Consider the following 23,430-nt stretch of genomic DNA (forward strand, 5'->3'; position numbering starts at 1 on the left):
GTTGAGCGCCTGCATCGGTTGTCTCTCTCGTCGGCCTATTAATTCGGCTAGGATCTGAAATTAATAATCGCTAGTCAATGGGTGCGAGTGAGACAGTTTCTGCTCCTCCAGACGAGGTCTCGCCGGGCGCTGATCATTCGCGTACGTTGACCTCGGCAGGAAGCGAGTGCGCAAGGAGCGGCCGAGTGAAGGCAGATCTGCGGGGAGCGGGCGTGCGCGATCTGGGCGGGGACGGACCGCCCAGGGCAGGGGACCGCGCGTCGCTGCGCCGGACCAACCTCGGTCTGGTGCTGCGTCTGCTGCGCGACGCCGGGCCGCGGCCGCGGACACAGATCGCGGCGGACACCGGCCTGCCCAAGGCCACGATCACCAATCTCGTGGCCGAGCTGGTCGAACTCGGCCTGGTACGCGAGGGGGACGCCGCGCGCGACGGGGGAGTGGGCCGCCCCAGCCGCACCCTCGAACTCGACGGGCGCACCGTGTGCGGCATCGGCCTGGAGATCAGCGCCGACTACCTCGGCCTGATCGCGCTCGACCTCGGGGGAGAGGTCGTCGCCGAGCACCGGGCCGCCCTCGATGTACGGGCCGAAGGCGCGGACGCCGTCCTGGACCGGGCGGCCGCGACGATCCGCACCGTCCGCCGCACGCTCAAGGCCCGCGGAACACGCCTGGTGGCGATCACCGTGGCGGCGCCCGGGGTGATCCAGCGCGACAGCGGAGTGGTCTCCTACGCGCCCAACATCGACTGGCGGGACGTCGACGTGCTCGGCGGCCTGCGGGCACGCCTCGGCCGCATCTGCCCACCCCTCCAACTGGAGAACGACGCCAAACTCGGCGCCATCGCCGAGTACTTGGTGGCCTCGGCGGCCGACATCCAGGATCTGATCTACGTGACGGGCGAGACCGGCGTCGGCGGCGGCATCATCTCCGACGGCCGGCTCCTGCGCGGATCGGCCGGCTTCGCGGGCGAGATCGGCCACATGCGCCTGCAACCCGACGGCGAACGGTGCGCCTGCGGACGGCGGGGCTGCTTCGAGACCCTGGTCGGCCTGAACGCCCTGCTCGACCACGCGGCCGCACCCGACGACCCGGTACGCGACGCGACCGTGGACCTGGAGGAGCGCTTGGCGGAGCTCAAGCGGCGGGCCGACGCGGGAGACCCCGCCACGCGGGCCGCACTCGACACGATCACCGAAGACCTGGGCCTCGGTCTCGCCGCCCTCGCCGACATCCTCAACCCCCGGGCCATCGTGCTCGGCGGCTACTTCGCCTTCTTCGGCGAGTACCTCGTGGACCGCGTACAACTAGAGCTGTCCGCACGCGTGATGGCCCCCGACGCCGGCGGCTGCACCGTGCTCGCCTCCACGCTGGGATTCAGCGCGGCGGCGCGCGGGGGAGCGTCGCTCTCGCTCGACCACGTGTACCGGGATCCGGCGGGGGTGCTGTCGGCTGCGGGGCGGTAGCCGAGTCTGCACGCCCCGGGGTGTGTTGCCGACGGGGCTCCCGGCAGGAGCAGGGAACGGTCACCGCCCCTGCCGGGCGGTGGTTCAGCGGCGTTCCGGCCGCTGGTGGGCGCCGACGTCCGTCGCTCCTTGCAGACGGTTGCCGAAGTAGTCGTGCGGCCCGGCGTTCTCGACCGCGGCTCCGGCCCCCAGAGCCGGGGAGTCGGGGCGCAGACGGAGGTCGCCCGGCGTCTCGGGGGTGGGGTCGTAGAAGCGCGGGTCCGCCGTCAGGGCGTGGGTGTCGCCCGCGGGGACGGGGCCCGTGCCCACGTACAGGTTGTGGTCGTACGTGTTCAGCGCATCGATGATCGGGGAGCCGCCCTCGGCGGTGCTGACGAAGATGTTGTTGCGGAAGGTGACACCGCCCTGGCCGTTGTCGCTCACCATGGCCGTGCCCTTGTGGGAGGTGGCGATGGTGTTGTTGTAGATCTGCGTGTTGGTGGACGGGCCGCAGACCACGGCGAACACCCCGTACGGGGACTGAGTGTTGCGGTCGTCGATGCTCACGTTGTAACGGAAGACGTTGTCGGCCGTCTTCATGCCGGGGCCATTGCAGACGAGCAGGAAGCCGCCCTCGTTGTCGTGGCTGTAGTTGTACTGGTAGACGTTGCGGTTGTTGCCGCCGTCGAAGTCGAAGGCCTGCGAGTCGCGGGTGCCGTGGCCGCCGGTGACCTCGTTGTACTGGTAGACGGCGTCGTCGAAGTTCCAGGCCCAGATGCCGGCGTTGTAGCCCGCCGAGCGCATGTTGAACCCGTCGACGTAGTTGTGCTCGACGAGGGCGTGGTGCCCGTGCTGGAGGACGATGCCGTCGCCGCCCACGTCGACGACCTCGTTGCCGCGGATGGTGAGGTCGGTGTTGGGCGCCCAGCCGGGGGCTCCGCTGTTGGGGTGCTCGGGTCGCTTGCCCCAGCTGGAGGCCGTGGAGATGCCCGTACGGTCCACATGCTTGACGGTCGAGTCGGTCACCGTGATGCCGTCGAAGCGGGTCGGGGTCGCCGTGCCGCGCACCACGAACAGGATGCCGCCCGACGGATCCGGGTCCTTGTGGTCGGACCCGTTGACGTCGTGCACGTCCACGTCGTTCACGACGTAGTGCTTGCCCGTGCCGAAGTCCGTCAGACGGAACAGGATGCCGGCGCGGCGCTCCTCGGGACCGGGTGCGGCCCCCTGGTTGGAGATGTCGAGATGGCGCAGCTCCCACTGCTGGACGTTCTCGAGCAGGACCGCCGCGCGCGCCCCGCCGCCCCGGATGCGGGGCTTGGCGCCCTTGCCGTACGCGTCCACCTTGATCGGCGAGCCTTGTTCACCTGATCCGGACGGCGCGAACACCCCGTCACACGTGCTGCCCCGCCGGAAGAGAATCCGGTCGCCCGGGCCGTAGCCCGCCGAACTCGCCTTCTCCAGCGAGCCCCACGCGGTCGCCGGTGAGGTCCCGGACGCGGCGTCCGACCCGGCCGCACAGTCGATGTAGTACGTCGTGCCGTCCTGGCGGCCGCTCTCGCCCGCGTGCGCAGGCAGAGCGCCTGCCGTGGCCGTGAGCACCATGGCGAGCACGGCTCTGGTGCCCCAACTGGTCATCCGCATCGATGTGTTCTCCTGTTTGGTTGTGTTCGCACATGGCTGCTTTGTGGCAGGACCGCAGATTCCCAAGGCCAGTTCGGGCTAGCCCATGCACTTGTCGAGCGAGGGCTTGTGTTTCTTGGGAACCCTCCGGCGCTCTCCGCGCACGGCCGGGCCGGACACGGTCGGCAGCAGCCCGTACAACTCCCGCTTTCTGATCATGGTTTGGGCGGACCGGGGCACATGTCGAGCCACGTGGTTCTCACGGCGAAGGGGAGGCATGGTGCAGATACGGGAGACGAGCGGCCGCACGGGTACACGCGCCGAGGCAGGCTTGCTGCGGGGACTGCTGGTCGGTTTGGGGCTGGTGGCAGCGGTGGTGTGCGCCGCCATGCTGTTGTTCGTGCGTTTCGCGTACTGGGCCGGGGACCACCCCGTGGCATGCGCGCTGCTCGCGGTGCCGGCCATCGCGCTGTTCTACGCGCTGCTGCGGGCGATGCCGCGGGCTCGTGAACTGCGCGGCGCTGTGCGGCGAGGGATGCGCCAGGCCGATCGCGAACTGGCGGCAGCACGTGCCGAGTTCACCGACGCGGCGACCCCCGAGGACCGTCTCGCCTCTCCGCAGACCGTCGGCAGTGAAGCACGCACGCTTCCCCTTCCGCCCCTCGCCACTCGGGACGGCCGCACCGCCGTGCTGCCGCCGCTCGACCTCGATTTCGCCGCCCTCGACCCGGACGGCTTCGAGGCGGCCGTCGCCGCCCTGTGCGAGCGCGACGGCTGCCGCGAGATCGAGGTGGTCGGAGGCGCCGGCGACCTGGGCGCCGACGTCGTGGCGGTCGCGCCCGACGGCCGGCGCGTGGTGCTCCAGTGCAAGCAGTACAGCCCTGAGCACAAGGTGGGTTCGCAGGATGTGCAGCGGTTCGGCGGCACCTGCTGGACGGTGCACGGTGCGCAGCTCGCCGCGGTCGTGACCACCAGCGCGTTCACGGCGCCGGCCGAGGAGTACGCGGCAGCCGTCGGCATTCGCTGCGTCGACGGCGCTGCGCTGCGGGCATGGGCGGAAGGGGCGGGCCCGGCGCCGTGGGGACCGTCCGTACCGAGCGACTGACGGCAGCGGGCCCCCTTTCGCAGGGACCCGACGCGCGCACCCTCAAGGACCGCGGACAGGGTCAACTCCCGCGCACGCGGGCGTAATGCCGCGCCGCCCGGGCCCTGTTTCCGCACCCCACCGAACACCATCTGCGGCGCGGATGGTCTTGGACGAAGAACAGCACGCAGCCCGGCCCGGGGCAGGCGCGCAGGGAGGACAGACCGGCACCACCGAACAGATCCACGGCGGCCTGCGCGATCGCGGCGAGCGCCGCCACGACCGGCGGCGCCTGCATGCGCAGGTCCGCCTGGGGAGCCGCACCCCAGCGCAGCTCGCGCCAGCAAGGAACCGCGGCCACCTGCCGATTGAGTTGCTCCACCGCTTCGGGCGCGGGCGTCTCCCCGCGTACAGCGCTGGCCGCAATGTCGCGTACGGCGTCCCGGATCGCCCGCGCGCGCTCCAGATCCCCCTCGCCGACCGCCCGCAGATCGGCGTCCGTGAGCGGCACGGGCAGACGGTCCCGCACCCCGGTCAGCCACAGCGCGAGCTGCTCCGGAGTGTGAAGGCCGTCCTGCATCCGGCCGCGCACGGCGTACGTGGTGTTGGCCAGCTCGACGGGCAGCGGTTCACCGAGCTGTGGTGGCATGGTGGGCTTCCGCACCTGGTCAGGGTAGTCCGAGCTGCCGACCACGCTGCCCTGGCGTCCCGCCGTAGCGCCGTCCTTCAGCGTCCCGCCTTCGCGAGAGCGGCGCGCAACTCGGCGTTGCGCTCCTCGAGTTCGGCGATCCGGTCGTGCAGCGGGAGCAGCGATTCCTCGACGGTCCGGCGGGAGAACATCTGCGGGATGTGCTGGGGGCAGTTCCAGTTGAGCCCTTCCACATCGATCAGGACGGCCCGCTCCGGTCGGCCGGAGACCCCCTCCACGCTCAGCGCCTCGACCAGGGCGGGATCGTCCTCGACCACCCGGGCCCGGCCGAGGGCCTTGAGGCGGGCCTGGTGGGTGTAGTCCATGAGGAACAGGGCGACACGGTCGTCGTGATCGAGATTGCCGCGGGTGATGTACTGCCGGTTGCCCCGCAGATCGGCGAAGCCGAGGGTGTGCTCGTCGAGGACCCGCAGGAAACCCCGCGGCCCGCCGCGGTGCTGGATGTAGGGCCAGCCTGTCTCGCTCACCGTCGCGAGATAGAAGCTCTCGCGCTGCCCGATGAAGGCCGCCTCGTCGGGCCCGATCCGATCCACGTCCTCGGGCCCCTCCATCGCCTTGCGGTACGCACGGTCGCTTCCGTGCAGCTCCTGATGACGCCGGACAGTCGTGGTGAAGGCCAGCTGAGCGAACCGGTTGCTCACGATTTTCCCTTCATCTTCTTACGCTTGTCGCTGCCTTCAACCGTGAGAACTGGCTGTGCATTCCGGCCCCGTACCGCTGCGTCTCAGCGCGCGAGGATCGGCGAGACCGGCCGTCCCGTGACCAGTGCGTCCTGGGCGACGAATCCTTCAGGACGGTCCCGCAGCCGGTCGATGAGCATCGCCCGGCAGCTTGCGAGCCGATCGGGCTCACCCTCCGACAGGTCGTGCAGATCGTCGGGGTCGGCGGCCAGGTCGAAGAGCTGCTCCCAGCCGTCGCTGCTGCGCCACACGTACTTCCAGCGGCCGTCGGTGAGCCACTGGACGCTGCCGCCCTCCCGCATCACGTGGTCGGTGTGTTCGCCGTGCAGCCAGGTGCGTCGGGCGTCGGACAGCACGTCGAGGCCCTCCACGCCGTCGGGCGTGCCGAGCCCGGCCAGGCCCAGGAGAGTCGGCATCACATCGCGCAGCTCCACCACCCGGTCGTCGGTGCCCGGCTCGATGCCCGGTCCGCCGAGGATGAACGGGATCCGGGCGGATCCTTCGTAGGGCAGGGACTTGCGGTAGAGGTGGTGGTCGCCCATCAACTCGCCGTGATCGGAGGCGAACAGCACCACGGTGTCGTCGGCATGCTCCTCCGCGAGCACTTCCAGCAGCCGGTTGACCTGCTGATCGATGTGCGTCATGTGGCCGTAGTAGCCGGCACGGGTGCGCCGGGACTGCTCCGGCGGCAGTTCCAGGTACGGGGAGGCAGGATCGGCCGGATTGCCACCCGCGCCCCACATCCCGTGCGCCCAGTCGCCGACCGGCGGCCGCGGCATGTCCGTATTCAGGTACTGCTCGAAGGCCCAGGCGGGCGGGTCGTAGGGGGGATGGGGGCGGTGGTAGGAGGCGAACAAAAAGAACGGCCGCTCGCGGTCGCGGGTCCGCAGGAACTCCACGGCCCGCTGGGTGACCCAGTTCGTCGGATGCTGCCACTCGGGTTTGTCCCAGGGCCGGGCCACGGTGCTGTTGCAGTCCACGCCGTGCTCGGCGTAGTCCGCATCCGCGCGGCCGGACACCGTGCGCAGCCAGGCCACGTAGTCGTCTATCTCCGCGAGGTCAGCGGCATGACGGCGGGCGAAGTGCAGGTATCCGTCGTGCAGTTCCACCGACTCGAAGCCCAGCGTGTGCCGCTCGGGGTAGACATGCAGCTTGCCGATGGCGTGCGTGCGGTAGCCCGCCCTGCTGAACTCCCCGGCCAGCGTGGTCTCGTACGTCCACGGCACGCCGTCCTGGTAGCCGATGCGACCGTGTGTCTGCGCGGTCTGGCCCGTCATCAGCGAGGCGCGGGCGGGCACGCAGGTCGGGTTGGCGGAGTAGGCGCGGGTGAAGCGCCGCGCGCCGGATGCCCAGCGGTCGATGAAGGGAGTCCGTACGACGGGGTGTCCCTCGATGGACAGGCAGTCGCCGCGCCATTGGTCGGTGAAGATCACCAGGACGTTGGGTGTGGTCGTAGTCATGTCCCCATCCCATCAGTCATGCCCGCGAAGATCAGCCTCCCGGACAGATGTACGGGGCGAACAGGGGGCCGACGACGATCACAATTCCCGAAACGGCCTTGAGTCCTGACCAGGTCAGGGGCAGGATCGCCCGCGTGAACGCCCGCTGCGGGGCCCGACATCGGGGCCGATCCCCGGAACAGGAACAACGTGAGCGAGTCGATGACCACGACAGCGAAGGCCGACGAGGACCCGACGGCCAGGCGCAGCTGCTGCGCGCCCACGCGCCGGGAGGCCGCGACACCGCTCCCCGCCGACGTGCCGACCCACAAGGCCTCGTCCCTTGCTCCGCGACGAGTGGAGAACCAGGCGGCACGGTACGAGCAGCGCGTCGAACTGCCCGGCGGCACCTTCCGTATGGGCACCGAGGACGCGGACGCGAATCCGGGCGACGGTGAGGGTCCCGTCCGGGAGGTGACGGTCGCGCCGTTCGCGATCGACGCGTACGCGCTGACGAACGCGCGGTTCGCGGCCTTCGTCGAACAAACCGGGTACCGGACCGAGGCCGAGTCCTTCGGCTGGAGCTACGTCTTCGCCAAGTTCCTGCCCGGCCGGCTCCGCGGAGCGTCACGGCGTCCGCCCGAAACGCCGTGGTGGTGCGCTGTCGAGAACGCCGCCTGGAACGGGCCGGAGGGCCCGGGCAGCGACCTCAATGACCGCTGGGACCATCCGGTGGTTCACCTGACCTGGCATGACGCCCAGGCCTACTGTCGATGGGCCGGAGCACGCCTGCCCACGGAAGCGGAGTGGGAGTACGCGGCGCGCGGCGGACTCGACCAGGCCCGCTACCCGTGGGGGGATGAACTGACCCCGGGCGGACGGCACCGGTGCAACATCTGGCAGGGCCCCTTCCCCTTCCGCAACACGGAGGAGGACGGCTTCGCCGGCACCGCACCCGTGCACGCCTTCGCCGCCAACGGGTTCGGCCTGTACAACGTCGCGGGAAACGTGTGGGAGTGGACGGCCGACCTCTGGGAGGAGGGCGACCCCGGCCGTCGGTCCATGCGCGGCGGCTCCTACCTGTGCCACGACTCGTATTGCAACCGCTATCGCGTGGCCGCCCGCACGGCCAACACCGCGGACAGCTCCGCCGGAAACCTCGGAATCCGCCTCGCCTGGGACAGCGGCGGCCACGCCCGCTGAAGCCGCCCATGACCGGTCTGGATGCCGTCCCGTCACTGGGCGGGCGGCTCGAACGACTGCGCCTCCTCGTCGGTGGTGAACTCCGCCTCGGCGAGTACGAGGCCCCGCAGGTCCGCGCCGAACACGTCAACGCCCAGGGGCGGGACGCTGAGCCGGGTCTTGGACAGCTCCACGGCCGGCAGCGAGGCCAGCACCTCGTACTCGCCTGACGCCGGGCCGGAGGAGCGGGAATTTCCGGGGTGGCCCGCCACCCGCCACCCGGCAACCGGAGCGAACCCCGGTGGTCGCGAGGCGGGGCATCGTGAACAGGCCCCGCCCGGCCCGCTGTTGAGCTCCGCCCCGTACTCTCCCGATCATGACAAACGGATTCAGCGATCAGTTCGTGCTCGAGGCGGAGCGGCATGCCGCCTGGGGTGCCGAACAGCTTCAGGTGCTCACGGAGTTCCTGCCCGAGGCTCCCTGGACCGCGGACCTGCCCACGTGCTCGTACCGGCAGGGCGAGGTGCAGCTGCGGGTCGGCGTGCTGGGGACCTACGACATGGAGGCCCGCAGCTGGATGTGGGGCTGGGCCAATCCCGGGCTCGGCGGGAGCGAGGTCGCCACACTGTCCGCGGCGGTGGCACGGTACGGACACACGTACGGGATTCCCGAGCTCACTGCCGAGGAGCTCGATCTGTCCGGATTCGACGATCCCCGGCGGGCCGCCGAGATGCTGGCCTTCACGGGCATGGGCGTGGCCAACGCTCCCGGGTACATCGGACAGCCGGCCGGGCCCGGCACCCGGGTGTACTTCCTGCCGGACGACCCGAAGGTGCCGCACGCCCCACTCGACGCGATCGCACTGCCCCGCGTGCTGCTGACCGGAGTCTCCCTCATCGGGCGGTCCCCGCGACGCGCCGTCACGGGGTACTTCGAGCACCACCAGGTGCCGCATCGCCTGGAAGACGACCGGCTGACCGCCGAGCTGCCGACCGGCAACACCGCCGTCATCTCCTTCGACCACATGGGCCGGATCGGCAACATCAGCCTCACTGCCGGTGGATGACCATCGTCCCGGCGGGCCCGAAGCAGCGAGAAGCCGAGCGTCGACCCCTCACGGAGAGTCCTGTATGACCATGATCCCCACGCGGCAGCAACTCGCCTGGCAGCAGGCCGGGTTCGGCATCTTCCTGCACTTCGGCATCAACACCTTCAACGGCCAGGAGTGGAGCGACGGCACACTCGACCCGGCCACGTTCCAGCCGACCGACCTGGACGCCGACCAGTGGGTGGAAACGGCCGTCGCCGCCGGTGCGAAGTACGTCGTCCTGACGGCCAAGCACCACGACGGCTTCTGCCTGTGGCCCACCGCCACCACCGACTACTCGGTGGCCTCCTCGCCCTGGCGGGACGGCAAGGGCGACGTCGTCGCCGAACTCGCCCGCGCCTGCCGCAAAGCGGACCTCGGCCTCGGGCTCTACCTTTCACCCTGGGACCGCAACGCCGCCTGCTACGAGGACCCGGCCGCCTACGACACCTTCTACCTGCGCCAGCTCACCGAACTGTGCACCCGCTACGGCCCGTTGTACGAGCTGTGGTTCGACGGCGCCGGATCGGAAGGCCGGACGTACGACTGGGAGGCCGTCATGGCGGTGATCGACGAACACCAGCCGGATGCCATGGTCTTCAACATGGGACGCCCGACCATCCGTTGGGTGGGCAACGAGGACGGGCTGGCCGCGGATCCCTGCTGGTACGCCACCGACTCCACCGGCATCAGCATCTACGACGAAGGACAGGCGGACCTCGGCACCAAGCGGTACCTGCCGCCCGAGTGCGATGTGCCCATCCGCGCGAACTGGTTCTGGCAGCCCGACGATCAGCACACCCTCAAGAGCGTCGACCATCTGCTCGACATCTGGTATCGCTCGATCGGTCTCGGCGCGGGCCTGCTCCTCAACGTCCCGCCGGACCGACGCGGCCGGATCGACGAGGCCGACGCCGCCCGGCTGTTCGACTTCACCGACGAGGTGGCCCGACGCCTCGCAGCCCCCGTCCCCAGCCGGCTCGTGGTGACCGGCTCCGAGGTGATCGCACGGTTCCCCGAGCCCGTCCGCATCGACCACCTCGAACTCCGCGAGGACCTCACCGCCGGCCAGCACATCGCCCGCCACGAGGTGACCGCCGAAGGCCGCACGCTGGCCTCCGGTGGCACGGTCGGCATCCGGCGGGTCCACCGGTTCGAACCCACCGTGGTCCAGGAGCTGCGGGTCCGGCTGACGGGCGGGACCGCCGACGCCTTGACGGCCGTGACCGGGTTCCGTGCCGGTCGGCCCGCGGAATCTGCCACCTGAAGCATCGGAGCTGCCGTCGTCCACCGGGTCAGGTGACCGGTCCCGGATTCGGGCAGGACCGAGCCCCGCGTCTGTGAGCTGTTTAGCCGGCAGGAGCCGCGATGCGTCCGGTGGGGGCCTGGTGCCAGGGCGATCGACCTGTTGCCGGACTCAGGTGTTCAGCGCGGCCGCGAGGATTCGTACGCCGTGCCTGATCCTGGACTCGTTGACGTTGCCGAAGCCCAGTACCAGGGCAGGGCTGAACGCGGTCGGATCGGTCGCGCCGGCGGTGCGGTAGCGATCGAGACCGTAGACCTGGACGCCTTGGGCGGCGATGCGGTCCACCATGTCGGTCTCGGTCAGCTCCGAGGGGAGCCGCAGGAGGGCGTGGCAGCCTGCGTCCAGGCCCTCGAGCCGACTGCCGGGGACGTGCTCGACGAGTTCGGTGACAAGGGTTCGGCGGCGGGCGTGGTAGATGTCCCGCATCCTGCGCAGGTGCCGGTCGAAGCGTCCGGACTCGATCAGCAGCGCCAGGGCGGTCTGGTCGAGTGCGGGTACTCCACGGCTGGTCAGGTGCTTCTCCCGGACCAAGGGTTCGAGGAGTCGTGGCGGGACAAGGAGCCAGCCGATCCGGATGCCCGGCGCCAGCGTCTTGCTCACCGAACCGAGCGCGATGACCCGGGCCGGTGCCAGCCCTTGCAGCGAACCGACCGGCCGACGGTCGTAGCGGAACTCGGCGTCGTAGTCGTCTTCGAGAACGAGTCCGTCGACCTCCTCGGCCCAGGCGATCAGGTCGCGGCGGCGCTGCGCGCTCAGGACGACTCCCGTCGGGCATTGGTGAGCGGGTGTGACCAGGACGGCACGGGCTCCGGAGGCGGCAAGGGCCGGCACGTTCACGCCCTCTTCGTCAACGGGTACCGCGATCGGCGACAGGCCGGCCCGGGCGGCGAGTTCGTCGTGTTCACGGGGTCCGGGGTCTTCCAGAGCGACGGTGTCGTGGCCGGAGCGCGCGAGCGTACCGAAGACCAGGTTGAGCCCGTGCCGGAAGCCATTCACGATGATCGTGTGCTCGGCTTCGGCGGTACCCGCCCGGACGCGCCGGTGGTACCCCGCAAGGACACTGCGGAGCTGCCCGCAGCCCGGGCCCGTTTCATCGCCCATGGCGGCAGACCCCGCCCCTCGTGCGGCCTGGGTGAGCGCCCACAGCCAGTCCTGCATCGGGAAGGAGGCGAGGTCCGGGATCCCGTACTCGAAGTCGACCTCGATCGGCGCCGGCCGGGTGCTCGCGTCCCGTTCCGGTCTCCGCGGCGCTTCGCGTACGGCCGTGCACGGAGCGACCCGCGTGCCGGATCCGGTCGCGGTGATCAGGTAGCCCTCCGCTGCCAGTTGGGCGTAGGCCTCCACCACCAGACCACGGGACACCTGAAGTTGGTCGGCGAGGGACCGGCTGGACGGCAAACGCTCCCCCTCGGAGAGCCGGCCGGTCCGGATCGAGCCGCGCAGCTCGCGCTGGAGCTGCTGTCCCATCGGTTCGGGACTCGACCGGTCCAGGCCGATGAGCAGCTCCGGACCAAGCCCGACCCAGCGCACTGCCATCAACGCCACCCCAAGTGGTCCACTCGACAGCTATCCAATTGGCACTACAGGCAAGACCATTCTTGGTCGAGGATCGAGGTCCTGGCAACGACAACAGCAGGAGGGACCGATGATGACCTCGACATTCATCGCTCACGATGGCGGTGGGCTCCGATGACCATCGGCATTCTGCTGGCCTTGCTGGCCGCCGTCGGGTACGGCACCTCCGACTTCATCGGCGGCTTCGGCTCCGGGCGGGTCTCGGCCTGGGCGGTCGCGTTCACCGGGCAGCTGTCCGGTGCAGGGGCGATCGTCGGCGTCAGCTTGGTGATGCCCGGCACCCCGTCGCTACGGGACTTCGGCTGGGCAGCGCTGGCCGGTCTCGGCGGCGCGATCGGGTCGGCCTTCCTCTATCGCGGGCTCTCCTCCGGCCGCATGGGGATCGCGGCACCGGTCTCGGCCGTCGGCGCCGCGATCCTGCCCGTCCTGGTCGGCTCCGCCCTCGGCGAGCGGCCGACCTCGCTGGTCTGGCTCGGCGTCCTCGTCGCGTTGCCGGCGATCTGGCTGGTGGCTCGCGAGAGTGGCGGTGACCCGGCCGGTCGCCGGCCGGCGATGACCGACGGCGGACTCGCCGGGCTGGGCTTCGGCTGCCTGTTCGTCGCCACCGCTCAGATTCCGTCCTCGGCCGGCGTGCTGCCGCTGGCCGCCAGCCAGTTGATCGGTGCCGTCGTGATCGCCGTGATCGCCACGGCACTCGGCAAGCCCTGGCGTTCCCGTGTCGGGCACCAGCACTGGGGCATCGCCGCCGGCGCCCTCGGCGCGGTCGGCACCTGCCTCTACCTCGCCGCCACCCAGGCCGCCGATCTCGGCGTGACCGCGGTCCTCACTTCGCTCTACCCGGCGATCACGGTGATGCTGGCCGTCGCGGTCCTGAAGGAACGTATCCGCCCCACCCAGCGCGTCGGCCTCGCCGCCTGCGGAGCCGCCGTCGTCCTTGTTGCCATCGGATGAAGACCCGCCGCGGAGAGACGGACATGACGTACGCACCGCCTGACCCCGCCCTGCAGACCGCCGCACGCAAGGTCCTCGGCGGCAGCGAGCGCACGCGCCGACGGAACACCATGGGTCGCCCCACAGGAGCGCGCGGAGCTGCGCGAGCGCGCGGACGCCGTCGTACAGACCGTCCTGCACGCGGACCGACCCTGGACCGTGCCTTGCCGACGGCCTTCGCCCGGGGCCGATCCCGTCTGGCGTGCCGTGAAGTACCGGTCCACGTAACGGAGTTCGACGCCCTCCCGCGACGATCGTCTCGGCCGCGTATGCGGTAATGGCCCAGTCGCCGACGGCCGTGCTCCCGGAATGGCATGCAGGCAGCCCAGGTTGCGGCGGGCGCATGAGCGTGCCGCCCGGCCGGGGCAGCGGCGTTTTCCGCGGCTGCCCCGGCCGGTCTTCGCGAGCGCGTCCTCATGCGCCGCTGTACGGCACCGACATCACGTACACAGACGCCGATTCGGATCGCGTCTCATCCTCTTCCATGCAGCAGGGCCCGTCGGATGCACCTTCGTAGTGAACCGGCAGAAGGGCCGCGGCCGTTCTGCCGACGCATGCCAACTCGCCCTGTTGAAGCAGAGAAAGAGGGGTACGCGGGTCCGCATGGCATCCACGACTGATCGCATCACGCCCCTGCGGGCCTCGCGGCAGCTGCGCCGGGTTCGCACCTTCTATGCGTTGGCCGTCCTGATGTGGGCGGCATCGGCCGGCTGGACCGCCTGGGAGGCTCCCGGGAGCCGGCAGATGTGGGTATCGGTCCTGCTCCTGGCCGTCTTCGCCGGTCTGCTCCTTGCTTCGTCCTTGTGGCTGCGGCGGTTGCCTGCCGAACCGGTCCACCATGCCGCGCCACGCCGGACCTCCCGACCGAGCCACGTACACGCGTGATCTGGGGGTGACCGGCGTCGGCTGACGAGCGCGGTCACGGCTTCGGCGGTGGCCCGCCGGGTCAACGCCGAAGTGCGGCAGGAGCTTCGCGGTGACACCCGCGCATCTCCTGCCGCACCTCTGCGCTACTTGTCGTCGCGCAGAGAGTCGCCGACACCCTTGGCCTTGTCGCGGAGGCGTTCCATGCCCTCCTTGGCCTTGCCGCGCGCCTGGTCGGCCTTGCCCTCGGCCTCCATGCGGTCGTTGCCAGTGACCTTGCCGGCCACCTCCTTGGCCTTGCCCTTCGCCTTGTCCATGGCGCTGCTGTCACCCATGACTGCTCCTCGCAGGATCGGGATGGGGGGAAATGCCACGCTATGAGCGCCGGGCAGCGGGCGCATCCGGAACGGTTACAGAGCGTTGATACTGCCCAGCCCTCTGCGACCGGAATTTTGATGCCCAAAAGGCGCATACTGGAAGAACTTCTGAGGGTTGGAGGACTGCATGATCGCTCTCGGACTGATTCTGCTCGTCATCGGACTCGTCACCGGCATCTCCCTGCTCTGGACGATCGGCGTGATCCTGGTCGCCATCGGCGCGATCCTCTGGCTGCTGGGCGCTGCGGGCCACGCCGTAGGCGGGCGTACGCATTACTGGTAAAGCCCTCACGGGCGCATACATGTGAGCCGCGTAAACGCCCGCAGCGGACGGCTTCCGCAACTTTCACCCGCTCCCGCCGGCGGCCACTGCGCCGGCCCGGGTGCACAGGCCGCCGCCCCGCGCGGCCTTCACCCGCTTCCGGCAGTCGAAGGTCCGCCGTCACCGGGCCGTACGGCCCGGGCGGACCGTCGTGGTCTGCGGACTGCGGCCTACGGACTGCGGCCGGGCGGCCTGGGCTGAAAGCCGTCACCGTTCCCCGCGGCGACCGAGAGGTCACCGGCGCTCGTCAGGCCTGCGTGAAGGCGGTGGGCCCTTCGCCACCAGCAGTCGGGACTTTCGCCGTCGGAGCTCTCGTACGCCGTGCCGAAGACTGGGCCGTGAACTTACGGTTCCGTAAGTTACGGACGCGAGGGATGAGGACCCCACATGCCGACAGCCACCGAGCAGGCAGCACTCCCGAAGGTCATCCAGGGCGGAATGGGCGTGGGCGTCTCGGGCTGGCGGCTGGCCCGCGCGGTCTCGCGGACCGGTCAGCTCGGTGTGGTCTCCGGTACAGCCCTTGATGCGGTCCTGGCCCGCCGCCTCCAACTCGGCGACCCCGGCGGCGATGTGCGCCGCGCGCTCGCCGCGTTCCCGGTGCCCGCGCTCGCGGCCGCCGTGCTCGACCGCTACTACGTCCCCGGCGGTGTCGCCGACGGGGAGCGCTTCCGTACGGAGCCGATGCTGCGCGCCGAACGAGGCGAGGCGGCCGATCTGCTCACCGTCCTCGGCAACTTCGTCGAGGTGTGGCTCGCCAAGGAGGGCCACGAAGGGCTCGTCGGGGTCAACTACCTCGCGAAGATCGAACTCGCGGTGGCCCCGGCGCTGTTCGGGGCGATCCTCGCGGGCGTCGACCACATCATCGTGGGTGCCGGTGTGCCCGCGCACCTGCCCGAACTCGCGACCCGCCTGTCCCGCGCCGAACCCGTCACCGTGATGATCACGGTCGACGGCGACGAAGCACCGTGCGAGCACCGGTTCGATCCGCGCGCGCTGTTGTCGGCCGAGGCGTCGGCGGAGGAGGCTCCGGGATGTGGTGGGGGAGTGGGCGGGGACGGGTGCCAGTGTGGCGGGACTGTCCCCGGCGAGACCGGGCCCGCCGGGTCCGCAACCGGCGATACGAAGCCGAAGCGCAGCGTCGGCCGTGTGCAGGACGTGACGATCGGCCCCCGCCCGACTCCCGCCGGCGGCCTCTCCGCCGAAGTGATCGCGGGCCTGCGGCGGCCCGCCGTCCTCGCCGTCGTCTCGCTGCCCGTGCTCGCCGCGTACCTGGCCCGCGATGAGGCGACCAGGCCCGACGGGTTCGTGATCGAGACCCCTGGTGCGGGCGGTCACAGCGCGCCGCCGCGCGGGGCGCTGACCCTCGACGAGAACGGCGAACCCGTGTACGGACCGCGCGACGTCCCCGACCTCGCCAAGATGGCGAAGCTCGGCATCCCGTTCTGGCTCGCGGGCGGCGCGGCCCACCCCGCGCGCCTGGCCTCCGCGCTCTCGGCCGGTGCGGCCGGTGTGCAGGTCGGCAGCGCCTTCGCGCTCTGCGAGGAGTCCGGGATGGAGGAGTCGCTGCTTACGGCGGCCAAGTCCCGTGCACGGAAAGGAACGTTGAGGGTTCGCAACGACCCCGATGCTTCCCCGACCTCCTTCCCCTTCAAGGTGGCCGACCTGCCGGGCACGCTCTCCGAGTCGTCGGTCGTGGAGGCCCGCCGTCGCGTCTGCGACCTGGGCTACCTGCGGGTGCCGTACCGCACCGCCAAGGGAGCGATCGGCTACCGCTGCCCCGCCGAACCCCACGCCGCGTACGCCCGCAAGGGCGGCGAGCCGACGGACGTCGAGGGGCGGCTCTGCCTGTGCAACGGCCTCCTCGCCACGGTCGGCCTCGGCCAGCGCCGCCCCGGCGGCACGGTGGAGGCTCCCCTGGTCACGCTCGGCCGGGATCTGTCCTTCCTGGAGGAGCTGAGCCCGGAGGGTGAGGCGTACGCCGCGGAGGATGTGGTGAAGTGGCTGGTCGGCTCCTGAAGTTGCCGCCCGGCCCCGTGAAGCACCGTCCGCGGTGGCCGGTTGAGGAGCGCGAGCACGACGACGCCCCGCCCCGGAAATCCGGGGCGGGGCGTCGTCGTTCGTCGTCCCGCAGCTCAGCCCTTGCGGTAGTTCCGGGCGTCCTCGCCCGCCGCGACCACCATCTCCAGGTCGCCGCCGACCGAGGCGGTCACGACCACGCCGACCGCGCCCTCGACGAAGGGGGCGTCCACGATGCGGGTGTCGGCCGGCATCGTGCGCGGGTCGCCGTCACCGAGGAGAGCCTGGACCGTGAGGACCGCGCTGCCCATGTCGCACAGGACCGCCACCCCCTTGCCCTCGTCCACCTTGAGAGCGGCGGCGTGGATGAGCTCGGCGCTGGTGCCGATCCGGCCGTCGTCGGTGCCGCCGGCCGCGAGGACCGGGGCGGTGTCGCCGGAGCCGACCATCGCCTTCGCCAGCTCGGCGGTGGCCTTGGCCACGGCGCGGCTGTGCGAGACGAGGACGACGCCGACACGACCGCCGGCCTCGGGCGCCGTAGCGACAGGAGCCTCGGCAGCGACAGGAGTCTCGGCCGCGGGAGTCTCGACCGCGTCGACTGCCGTGGCCTCAGGGGCGACCTGAGCCGGCTCCCAGCCCGCGTCCGCCGCCGTCGTCAGCGCCTCGAAGAGCAGCGCCACGGAGTGGGCGCCCGCGTCCTGGTGCCCGATGGAGCGTTCGCCGAGATAGCTGGCGCGGCCCTTCTTCGCCTGCATCGGCTCCGTGGCCTCGGCCGCCGTCAGGGCGGCGACGCGGGCGGCCGACAGGGCCTCGAACGGCGCGTTGCCCGCGGCCAGTTCGAGGTCCAGGGTGTCGAGCGCAGGAAGCAGCGCGTCGAGCAGCGTCGCGTCACCGGGGGCGGCTCCGCCCAGTTTGGCCACGGCCTCGGCGCCCGCACGCAACGCCGTCGCGAACTGCGCGACGGTGACGGCCTCTTCGGAGCCGAGCCGCTTGCCGGTACGGCGCAGCGCCATACCGAACAGCGGGCCCGAGGCGCCGCCGACGGAGTTGGTGAGCGTGGTGCCCGCCTGGCCCAGGAGGGCACCGGGGGTGGCCGAGGGGGTCTGCTCCTCGGCCGTACGGGCAGCGCCGAAGCCGCGCACCATGTTGGCGCCGTGGTCGCCGTCGCCGATGGCCGCGTCGAGCGCGGTGAGGCGCGCGCCCTCACGCTGGAACAGTTCGTCGGCCGCGGCCAGCCAGCGGCGGAAGTAGGCGGTGTCGAGGACGAGTTCGGGGGTTGCGGTCACGGGGTGAGGTCCTTATGAGGGGTGGGTGTCGGACGGTGGGCCGGGTGCGTCAGGCGCCCCAGCGCAGCGACGGCGTGTCCACGGGCGCGTCCCACAGCTGCAGCATCTGCTCGTCGGCGCGGCACAGGGTGAGCGTGCAGCCGGCCATGTCGAGGCTGGTGACGTAGTTGCCGACCAGCGAACGGGCGATCCGGATCCCGCGCCCGGCGAGGATCCGCTCGACCTCCGCGCGCACCACGTAGAGCTCGATCGGCGGGGTGGCCCCGAGTCCGTTCACGAGCAGCAGCACCGGGGCGCCGTCGGCCTCGGGGAGGTCTTCGAGGATGGCGTCGAGCATGATCTCGACCGTGTCCGCGGCGGTGGTCAGTTCGGCACGGCGGCGGCCGGGCTCGCCGTGGATGCCGACGCCGATCTCGATCTCCCTGTCGCCGAGTTCGAAGTTCGGGGCGCCGTTGGCGGGCGTGGTGCAGGAGGAGAGCGCCACACCGAAGCTGCGGCTCATCTCGTTCACCTTGCGTGCCATCGCGGCCACTTCGGCGAGCGGGGCGCCGGTCTCGGCGAGCGCGCCGGCCAGCTTCTCCACGAACAGGGTGGCGCCGGTGCCGCGGCGGCCCGCGCCCTCGCCACGGGCGACGGCCACGTCGTCGTCGACGACGACGGTCTCGACCTTGATGCCGTCGTCGTCGGCGTCCTCGGCGGCCATACCGAAGTTGAGGATGTCGCCCGTGTAGTTCTTCACGATGTGCAGCACGCCCGCACCGGAGTCGACGGCGGCGGTGGCCTCACCGATCCGGTCGGGGACGGGGGAGGTGAAGACGGGGCCGGCGACCGCGGCGTCCAGCATGCCCCGGCCGACGAACCCGGCGTGCAGCGGCTCGTGTCCGCTGCCGCCGCCGGAGACGATGCCGACCTTGCCGGGCACCTTGCCGCCGGACCGGGTGACGATGCCCGCCTCGGCGTCCACGGAGATCTCGGAATGACTGGCCGCCATACCGCGCAGCGCGTCCGCCACCACGGTCTGGGGGGTGTTGATGAGCTTCTTCAAGGCGGGCCTCTTCTCCGTACGACTCTGTACGCGTCCATACGCGCGAAAGAAAAACCGGAACGGAAATGAATCACCGACCATCGGAAGTGGCAATCCAAGAATTCCGGAACGCGCGAACTCGCGCTTTGATTCTTTCCGGCCGGCAAGGCCCGACATGGGGGTCTTTGGTCCCGGTTGGCCGCGGAGAACGTCCTTTAACCCGGACATCTTCCACCGCCCAGGACCGTTTTCCGGAAATTGATTTACCTGTGGCACACTCCCTCCACCGGCACCGAAATTCACCTCGGCCGCCGCGCTTTCGTACTCCGTTATTTCTTCAGCGACGCAGGAATCGGCCGCTGATGACGGCCGCCCAGGAGGAACCGCCATGAACACCGTCACCACGCGCATGCTCATCAGCCCCCCGAAGTACGTCCAGGGCGCGGGCGCCATGCGTCAGCTCGGCGAACACGTCGCGCGCCTCGGCGAGAACGCCGTGGTCCTCGCGGACAAGAGCGTCTGGGGCTTCGTCGACGAGGCGGTGACCGAGTCCCTCGCGGCGGCCGGCGTGAAGCTGACCAAGGAGGTCTTCGGCGGCCTGTGCACGCAGAAGGAGATCGACCGGATCACCGCCGTGGCCGCGGAGGCCGGCGCGGACGTCGTCGTGGGCATCGGCGGCGGTACGGCCATCGACACCGCCAAGGCCGTGGGCCACGCCCGCGGCGACATCGCCGTCGTCAGCGCCCCCACGGTCGCCTCCACCGACGCACCCACCAGCGCGCTCGCTGTCATCTACACCGAGGACGGCGCCTTCGAGCGCTACTCCTTCTTCCAGCGCAACCCCAACCTGGTGCTCGTGGACACCGCCCTGGTCGCCGGCGCCCCGAGCCGCTTCATCGTCTCCGGCATGGGCGACGCGCTCGCCACCTGGTACGAGGCCCGCGTCTGTGTCGCCGCCCAGCGCACCGCGATGGCGGGCGGCCTGGCCACCGAGGCCTCGCTGGCGCTGGCCCGGTTGTGCTGGGAGACGCTCATGGAGTACGGCCACCAGGCCCGTATCGCCGCCGAACAGCACGTGGTCACCCCGGCCCTGGAGAAGGTCACCGAGGCCAACACCCTGCTGTCCGGGCTCGGTTTCGAGAGCTGTGGTCTTGCCGCAGCGCACGGCATCCACAACGGTCTGACCGTCTCGCACAAGGTGCACGGCATGATGCACGGCGAGAAGGTCAACATCGGCACCCTCGCCCAGCTGGTCCTCGAGGGCGCCGACACCGAAGAGCTCCACACCTACCTGGAGTTCAGCCGCACGGTCGGCCTGCCCACCACGCTCGCCGAGATCGGCCTCGTCGACCCGGACCGCGAGGAGCTCCTCGCGATCGGCCGCGCCGCCACCGCCGAGGGCGAGACCACCCACAACATGCCGTTCACGGTGACCGCCGAGATGATCGCGGACGCACTGCTCGCCGGCGACGCCTACGCGCAGGCGTTTGCGAAGAAGCACGGCTGAGAGCCAGGAAGAGGCAGGGCCCGGCCGTGCCGAGAGCGCTCATCGACCGGCACCTGCTCCGCCCCGGCCGCGGGGCGGAGCAGGTGCCGAGTCCGTGCGAGGGGCGGAGCCCGCTGCGTCGAATGCCGTCCGTTCTGGCGGTCATGGAGGAGTTCGAAGAGAGCTAGAAAGCCGGTTCCCGACCCGCTCCTCCCGCGGGCGTGAGCGGGCTCCTGGCGGTGTGCCACCAGCGGCGTGACATCAGCGCGGCCAGAGCGGCCCCGGCGGTGTTGAGCAGCACGTCGTCCACGGACGACACCCGGTCCAGGCGCAGGACGTACTGCGCGGTCTCGACCAGGATCGAGCAGCCGGCCCCGAGCGCCAGAACCCGCTGTAGTGAGGTCAGCCGAGCGAACCGCAGCGGGGCGAGGAACCCCAGCGGCGCGAACACCAGCAGATTGCCGATGATCTGGCTCGCGTTCATGGCGAGCAGGTCCCGCAGGGGCAGCAGGCTCACGACGGCCCGGCCCTCGTCGCCCGGCAGCAGGATCAGCCAGACCGGCGGCACCGTCCCGTAGACGATGCCGACCTCCGTGAGCGCCTTGCGCCGCGCCTGCGCTGCCGTGGCACCGGCGCGCCGCCGCCGGCGTGCCAGGGCCCACGCCGCAGCTGCCGCGAACGGCAGTGCGGCGACGGTGAGGAGCACCACCCCGGTGAACGTGCCGACCCACTGCCACCCTTCGAGCCGCACCCTGCCCCTCCCCTTCCGCCTGCTTGCCGTGGCGGCATTCTCACCGGTGGCACATATCGGCAGCGTATGGGGGGCGACTTGAACACGATCATCGTGGCTCGGCCTCGTTCCTCGCTCGGCGAGACCGGCTCCCTGTGGTTGGCGCGGGTGATCATGACAACGAAGCCCCATTTGGCGCCGCTCAACGGCACCCGCATCGCACCGCCAGGGCGCAGGGGCCCGGTTCCGGCTACGGCTCGACGTCAGCGGAGGAGATCCCGTCCGCGTCCGGGCATTCGACTCGGGCGGCGAGCAGGGCGATGTCGTCGGTGCCCTCGGGAGCCAGGAACTCCAGAGTCCTGTCGATGAGCCGCTGGAGCGGGCCAGATGTGTCGACACGCAGGCGCGTCAGCCGGCGCAAGGAGGTGTCGATGTCCTCGTCGCGGTGCTCGATCAGCCCGTCGGTGTAGAGCAGCAGCACCCCGCCCGTGGGGCAGGACGCCGTCGAGGAGGCGTACCCGCCCAGCCCTGTCCCCAGCGGTGGGCCGACCGGCACGGGGATCAGCCGGGCGCGCCGGTCGGCGGCAAGCGTGAGGGGCGGCAGGTGGCCGGCGCTGGCGTACGTGATCGTCGCGTCGTGGGGATCGGCCAGGGCGAGCAGACAGGTGGCGACCCGGTCGAAGCCGGACTCGGCGACCATGCGGTCGGCGTGCCGCAGCACTTGGTGGGGCTTCAGGCCGGCCTGCGCCAGCGCGCGGATCGTGGAGCGGTAGTGGCTCATCGCCACAGCCGCCTGCACGCCGTGTCCCATCACGTCACCGATCACGAGCAGGGTGCGACCACCGCTCAGGGACAGGGTGTCGTACCAGTCGCCGCCGACCAACGAGCGGTCGTCGGCGGGCAGATAGCGGGCCGCGGTCTCCAGGTCCTCGTGGTCCCGGAAGGGGGTCGCGAGCAGGGAGCGCTGCAGTTCGAGGGCCATGGCGTGGTCGCGGCCGAAGCGCATCGCACGGGCCAGTCCGTGGGCCGCGCGGGCGGCCAGCTCTTTGGCCACCACCGAGTCGTCGCGCGAGAACGGTGCCGAACCGCCTGCCCTGGCCAGCGACAGTGACCCGAGCACCTGCCCCTCCGCGATCAGCGGCACCACCAGCGCCGAGTGGTATCCGGCGGCGATATAGCCGTCCGCGAGCTCCGGCTGGGCCGCGATGGCCCGCCACTCCGGCGGTGTGATCCGGTTGCGCAGCCAGGGCCTGCCCGTTTCCAGACACTGTCGGATCGCCGCACCGGGCTGGTAGTCGATCAGCTGACCCGACTCCGCAGCCGCCTGGGCGAGAGGGATGAGGTCGGGCCGCAGGGCGAGCGCCATACGGCGCAGCCGCAGGACGCCACGCGGTGCCCGCCGCCGTACGTCAGCTTCGTCGAGACGCAGCTCGACCCCGGCCGCGTCCGCCAGCTCGGGCACCACGAATTCGGCGAGTTCCGTGCATGTGGTGCGCAGGTCGGCCGTGGTGCCGATCCTTGTGGCTGCCGTGTCGAGGAGGGTCAGACGCTGATGAGCCCGCTCGAGTTCGTCGACGTACTGGCGAGGCCCACTGATCTCCAGGCCGATCCCGACCAGGCCGATCACGCGCCCGTTGCGGTCCTGCAAGCGGTGATACGTGGCGCGCCACACGCGACGGCCGTACGGCGAATCGGCCCAGGTCCGTCCACTCACCACCAGCTGCCTCGGTGCGCCGTCCGCCAGCACCTTGCGCAGCACCTCGTCGGGCCGCTGCACCCCCGGCAGCACAGCAGTGAGCGGACGGCCCAGATGGGCGTCGACGGTCAGACCCGTCATCCGTGCCATCTGCGGGTTCACGTACCGATAGCGCAGCTGGGTGTCCAGAATCGACACCGCGGCGTCGGTGCCTTCCACCACGTTGCGCAGCAGCTCGTACTCCTCGGCCAGCCGCCGCGGGTCGGCCAGAACGGTCCGAAGGTCACCGGACAGCGGATGCCGATGCGGGGAGGCCTCGGTACTCACGGCGGCCTCCTCCCAGGCCACAGGCCCCTCGCGATCCACGGGCCCACCCATCATCGAATGCCTGCGCGTCTGGCGCATCCGAGGTGGGCGAGCCGCCACCCTCGCCAACGCGCTGCTAGGCGAGGACGTCATGGAGGTGCACCCGGTGCGCCGCGGCGCACCCACGGCCGAGCGCACGTGCGCCG

At 71.0% G+C, this 23,430-nt stretch carries 21 protein-coding genes and 1 pseudogene; 10 read left to right on the forward strand and 12 right to left on the reverse strand.

Annotated features, from left to right (window positions below; genetic code table 11):
- Positions 1 to 185 precede the first annotated feature (185 nt).
- A complete protein-coding gene (locus BLT97_RS29660) occupies positions 186 to 1,463 on the forward strand; it encodes an ROK family transcriptional regulator (protein ID WP_218137333.1) in 1,278 nt (425 codons plus the stop codon).
- 84 nt (positions 1,464 to 1,547) lie between these two features.
- Here the strand turns inward: BLT97_RS29660 and BLT97_RS29665 are convergent, their stop codons facing one another.
- Entirely contained in the window at positions 1,548 to 3,086 is a 1,539-nt protein-coding gene (locus BLT97_RS29665; RefSeq protein WP_093615671.1) for a right-handed parallel beta-helix repeat-containing protein, read from the reverse strand.
- A gap of 256 nt (positions 3,087 to 3,342) precedes the next feature.
- Here BLT97_RS29665 and BLT97_RS29670 point away from each other — a divergent pair, with 256 nt between their 5' ends.
- Positions 3,343 to 4,170 carry a restriction endonuclease gene (locus BLT97_RS29670; RefSeq protein ID WP_093615673.1) on the forward strand — a complete coding sequence of 276 codons (828 nt, stop codon included), beginning with the start codon at positions 3,343 to 3,345 and terminating at the stop codon, positions 4,168 to 4,170.
- A gap of 61 nt (positions 4,171 to 4,231) precedes the next feature.
- Here BLT97_RS29670 and BLT97_RS29675 read toward each other — a convergent pair whose 3' ends face one another.
- From BLT97_RS29675 to BLT97_RS29685, 3 genes are all read right to left on the reverse strand, one after another.
- Complete coding sequence (locus tag BLT97_RS29675) at positions 4,232 to 4,813, reverse strand: CGNR zinc finger domain-containing protein (protein WP_218137334.1); 582 nt, start codon at positions 4,811 to 4,813, stop codon at positions 4,232 to 4,234.
- 62 nt (positions 4,814 to 4,875) lie between these two features.
- Positions 4,876 to 5,499 carry a pyridoxamine 5'-phosphate oxidase family protein gene (locus tag BLT97_RS29680; RefSeq protein ID WP_093615675.1) on the reverse strand — a complete coding sequence of 208 codons (624 nt, stop codon included), beginning with the start codon at positions 5,497 to 5,499 and terminating at the stop codon, positions 4,876 to 4,878.
- An 83-nt stretch (positions 5,500 to 5,582) separates the two neighbouring features.
- Positions 5,583 to 6,998, reverse strand: a complete 1,416-nt coding sequence (locus BLT97_RS29685; protein ID WP_093615677.1) for an arylsulfatase — start codon at positions 6,996 to 6,998, stop codon at positions 5,583 to 5,585.
- Between the two features lie 201 nt (positions 6,999 to 7,199).
- Here BLT97_RS29685 and BLT97_RS29690 point away from each other — a divergent pair, with 201 nt between their 5' ends.
- Positions 7,200 to 8,180: a formylglycine-generating enzyme family protein gene (locus BLT97_RS29690; protein ID WP_093615886.1), complete on the forward strand. Its 981-nt coding sequence runs from the start codon at positions 7,200 to 7,202 to the stop codon at positions 8,178 to 8,180.
- Positions 8,181 to 8,212: 32 nt separating this feature from the next.
- On the opposite strand, the gene BLT97_RS29695 is transcribed toward BLT97_RS29690, so the two are convergent.
- The gene (locus BLT97_RS29695; protein ID WP_176953933.1) at positions 8,213 to 8,374 is read right to left on the reverse strand and encodes a CYTH domain-containing protein; all 162 of its coding nucleotides are present in this window, start codon (positions 8,372 to 8,374) and stop codon (positions 8,213 to 8,215) included.
- A 161-nt stretch (positions 8,375 to 8,535) separates the two neighbouring features.
- Between BLT97_RS29695 and BLT97_RS29700 the strand changes: the two genes are divergently transcribed.
- Positions 8,536 to 9,225 carry a DUF6882 domain-containing protein gene (locus BLT97_RS29700; RefSeq protein WP_093615681.1) on the forward strand — a complete coding sequence of 230 codons (690 nt, stop codon included), beginning with the start codon at positions 8,536 to 8,538 and terminating at the stop codon, positions 9,223 to 9,225.
- A 64-nt stretch (positions 9,226 to 9,289) separates the two neighbouring features.
- Positions 9,290 to 10,513, forward strand: a complete 1,224-nt coding sequence (locus BLT97_RS29705) for an alpha-L-fucosidase (RefSeq protein ID WP_093615683.1) — start codon at positions 9,290 to 9,292, stop codon at positions 10,511 to 10,513.
- Positions 10,514 to 10,663: 150 nt separating this feature from the next.
- Here BLT97_RS29705 and pdxR read toward each other — a convergent pair whose 3' ends face one another.
- Positions 10,664 to 12,088, reverse strand: coding sequence for a MocR-like pyridoxine biosynthesis transcription factor PdxR (gene pdxR, locus BLT97_RS29710; protein ID WP_093615685.1), 1,425 nt, complete (start codon positions 12,086 to 12,088; stop codon positions 10,664 to 10,666).
- A gap of 153 nt (positions 12,089 to 12,241) precedes the next feature.
- Here pdxR and BLT97_RS29715 point away from each other — a divergent pair, with 153 nt between their 5' ends.
- Positions 12,242 to 13,078 (forward strand): DMT family transporter, encoded by an 837-nt coding sequence (locus BLT97_RS29715; RefSeq protein WP_218137335.1) that lies wholly within the window; start codon positions 12,242 to 12,244, stop codon positions 13,076 to 13,078.
- Positions 13,079 to 13,720: 642 nt separating this feature from the next.
- Positions 13,721 to 14,002, forward strand: coding sequence for a hypothetical protein (locus BLT97_RS29720; RefSeq protein WP_093615687.1), 282 nt, complete (start codon positions 13,721 to 13,723; stop codon positions 14,000 to 14,002).
- Between the two features lie 125 nt (positions 14,003 to 14,127).
- On the opposite strand, the gene BLT97_RS29725 is transcribed toward BLT97_RS29720, so the two are convergent.
- Positions 14,128 to 14,316, reverse strand: coding sequence for a CsbD family protein (locus tag BLT97_RS29725; protein WP_093615689.1), 189 nt, complete (start codon positions 14,314 to 14,316; stop codon positions 14,128 to 14,130).
- A 169-nt stretch (positions 14,317 to 14,485) separates the two neighbouring features.
- Here BLT97_RS29725 and BLT97_RS38075 point away from each other — a divergent pair, with 169 nt between their 5' ends.
- Positions 14,486 to 14,641: a DUF6131 family protein gene (locus tag BLT97_RS38075; RefSeq protein ID WP_093615691.1), complete on the forward strand. Its 156-nt coding sequence runs from the start codon at positions 14,486 to 14,488 to the stop codon at positions 14,639 to 14,641.
- 426 nt (positions 14,642 to 15,067) lie between these two features.
- Entirely contained in the window at positions 15,068 to 16,696 is a 1,629-nt protein-coding gene (locus BLT97_RS29735) for a nitronate monooxygenase (RefSeq protein WP_218137336.1), read from the forward strand.
- Positions 16,697 to 16,812: 116 nt separating this feature from the next.
- Here BLT97_RS29735 and BLT97_RS38710 read toward each other — a convergent pair whose 3' ends face one another.
- The 3 genes and pseudogenes from BLT97_RS38710 to dhaK all read right to left on the reverse strand — a co-directional run bounded on the left by BLT97_RS38710 (position 16,813) and on the right by dhaK (position 19,027).
- Positions 16,813 to 17,355 (reverse strand): PTS-dependent dihydroxyacetone kinase phosphotransferase subunit DhaM, encoded by a 543-nt coding sequence (locus tag BLT97_RS38710; protein ID WP_425442782.1) that lies wholly within the window; start codon positions 17,353 to 17,355, stop codon positions 16,813 to 16,815.
- A pseudogene (gene dhaL / locus BLT97_RS38715) lies at positions 17,335 to 17,982 on the reverse strand (dihydroxyacetone kinase subunit DhaL); the annotation flags it as partial. The gene BLT97_RS38710 and the pseudogene dhaL, both read right to left, overlap by 21 nt.
- A 49-nt stretch (positions 17,983 to 18,031) precedes the next feature.
- A complete protein-coding gene (gene dhaK / locus BLT97_RS29745) occupies positions 18,032 to 19,027 on the reverse strand; it encodes a dihydroxyacetone kinase subunit DhaK (RefSeq protein WP_093615695.1) in 996 nt (331 codons plus the stop codon).
- Positions 19,028 to 19,394: 367 nt separating this feature from the next.
- On the opposite strand from dhaK, the gene BLT97_RS29750 reads away from it, so the two are divergent.
- Positions 19,395 to 20,513 (forward strand): glycerol dehydrogenase, encoded by a 1,119-nt coding sequence (locus tag BLT97_RS29750; protein ID WP_093615697.1) that lies wholly within the window; start codon positions 19,395 to 19,397, stop codon positions 20,511 to 20,513.
- Positions 20,514 to 20,676: 163 nt separating this feature from the next.
- On the opposite strand, the gene BLT97_RS29755 is transcribed toward BLT97_RS29750, so the two are convergent.
- Both BLT97_RS29755 and BLT97_RS29760 read right to left on the reverse strand, forming a co-directional pair.
- Positions 20,677 to 21,243: a VanZ family protein gene (locus BLT97_RS29755; protein ID WP_176953936.1), complete on the reverse strand. Its 567-nt coding sequence runs from the start codon at positions 21,241 to 21,243 to the stop codon at positions 20,677 to 20,679.
- A 229-nt stretch (positions 21,244 to 21,472) separates the two neighbouring features.
- Entirely contained in the window at positions 21,473 to 23,245 is a 1,773-nt protein-coding gene (locus tag BLT97_RS29760; protein ID WP_176953937.1) for a SpoIIE family protein phosphatase, read from the reverse strand.
- Between the last annotated feature and the right edge of the window lie 185 nt (positions 23,246 to 23,430).

Origin of the sequence: Streptomyces indicus (assembly GCF_900100315.1) — a bacterium.
In the GTDB taxonomy this organism is placed as follows: domain Bacteria; phylum Actinomycetota; class Actinomycetes; order Streptomycetales; family Streptomycetaceae; genus Streptomyces; species Streptomyces indicus.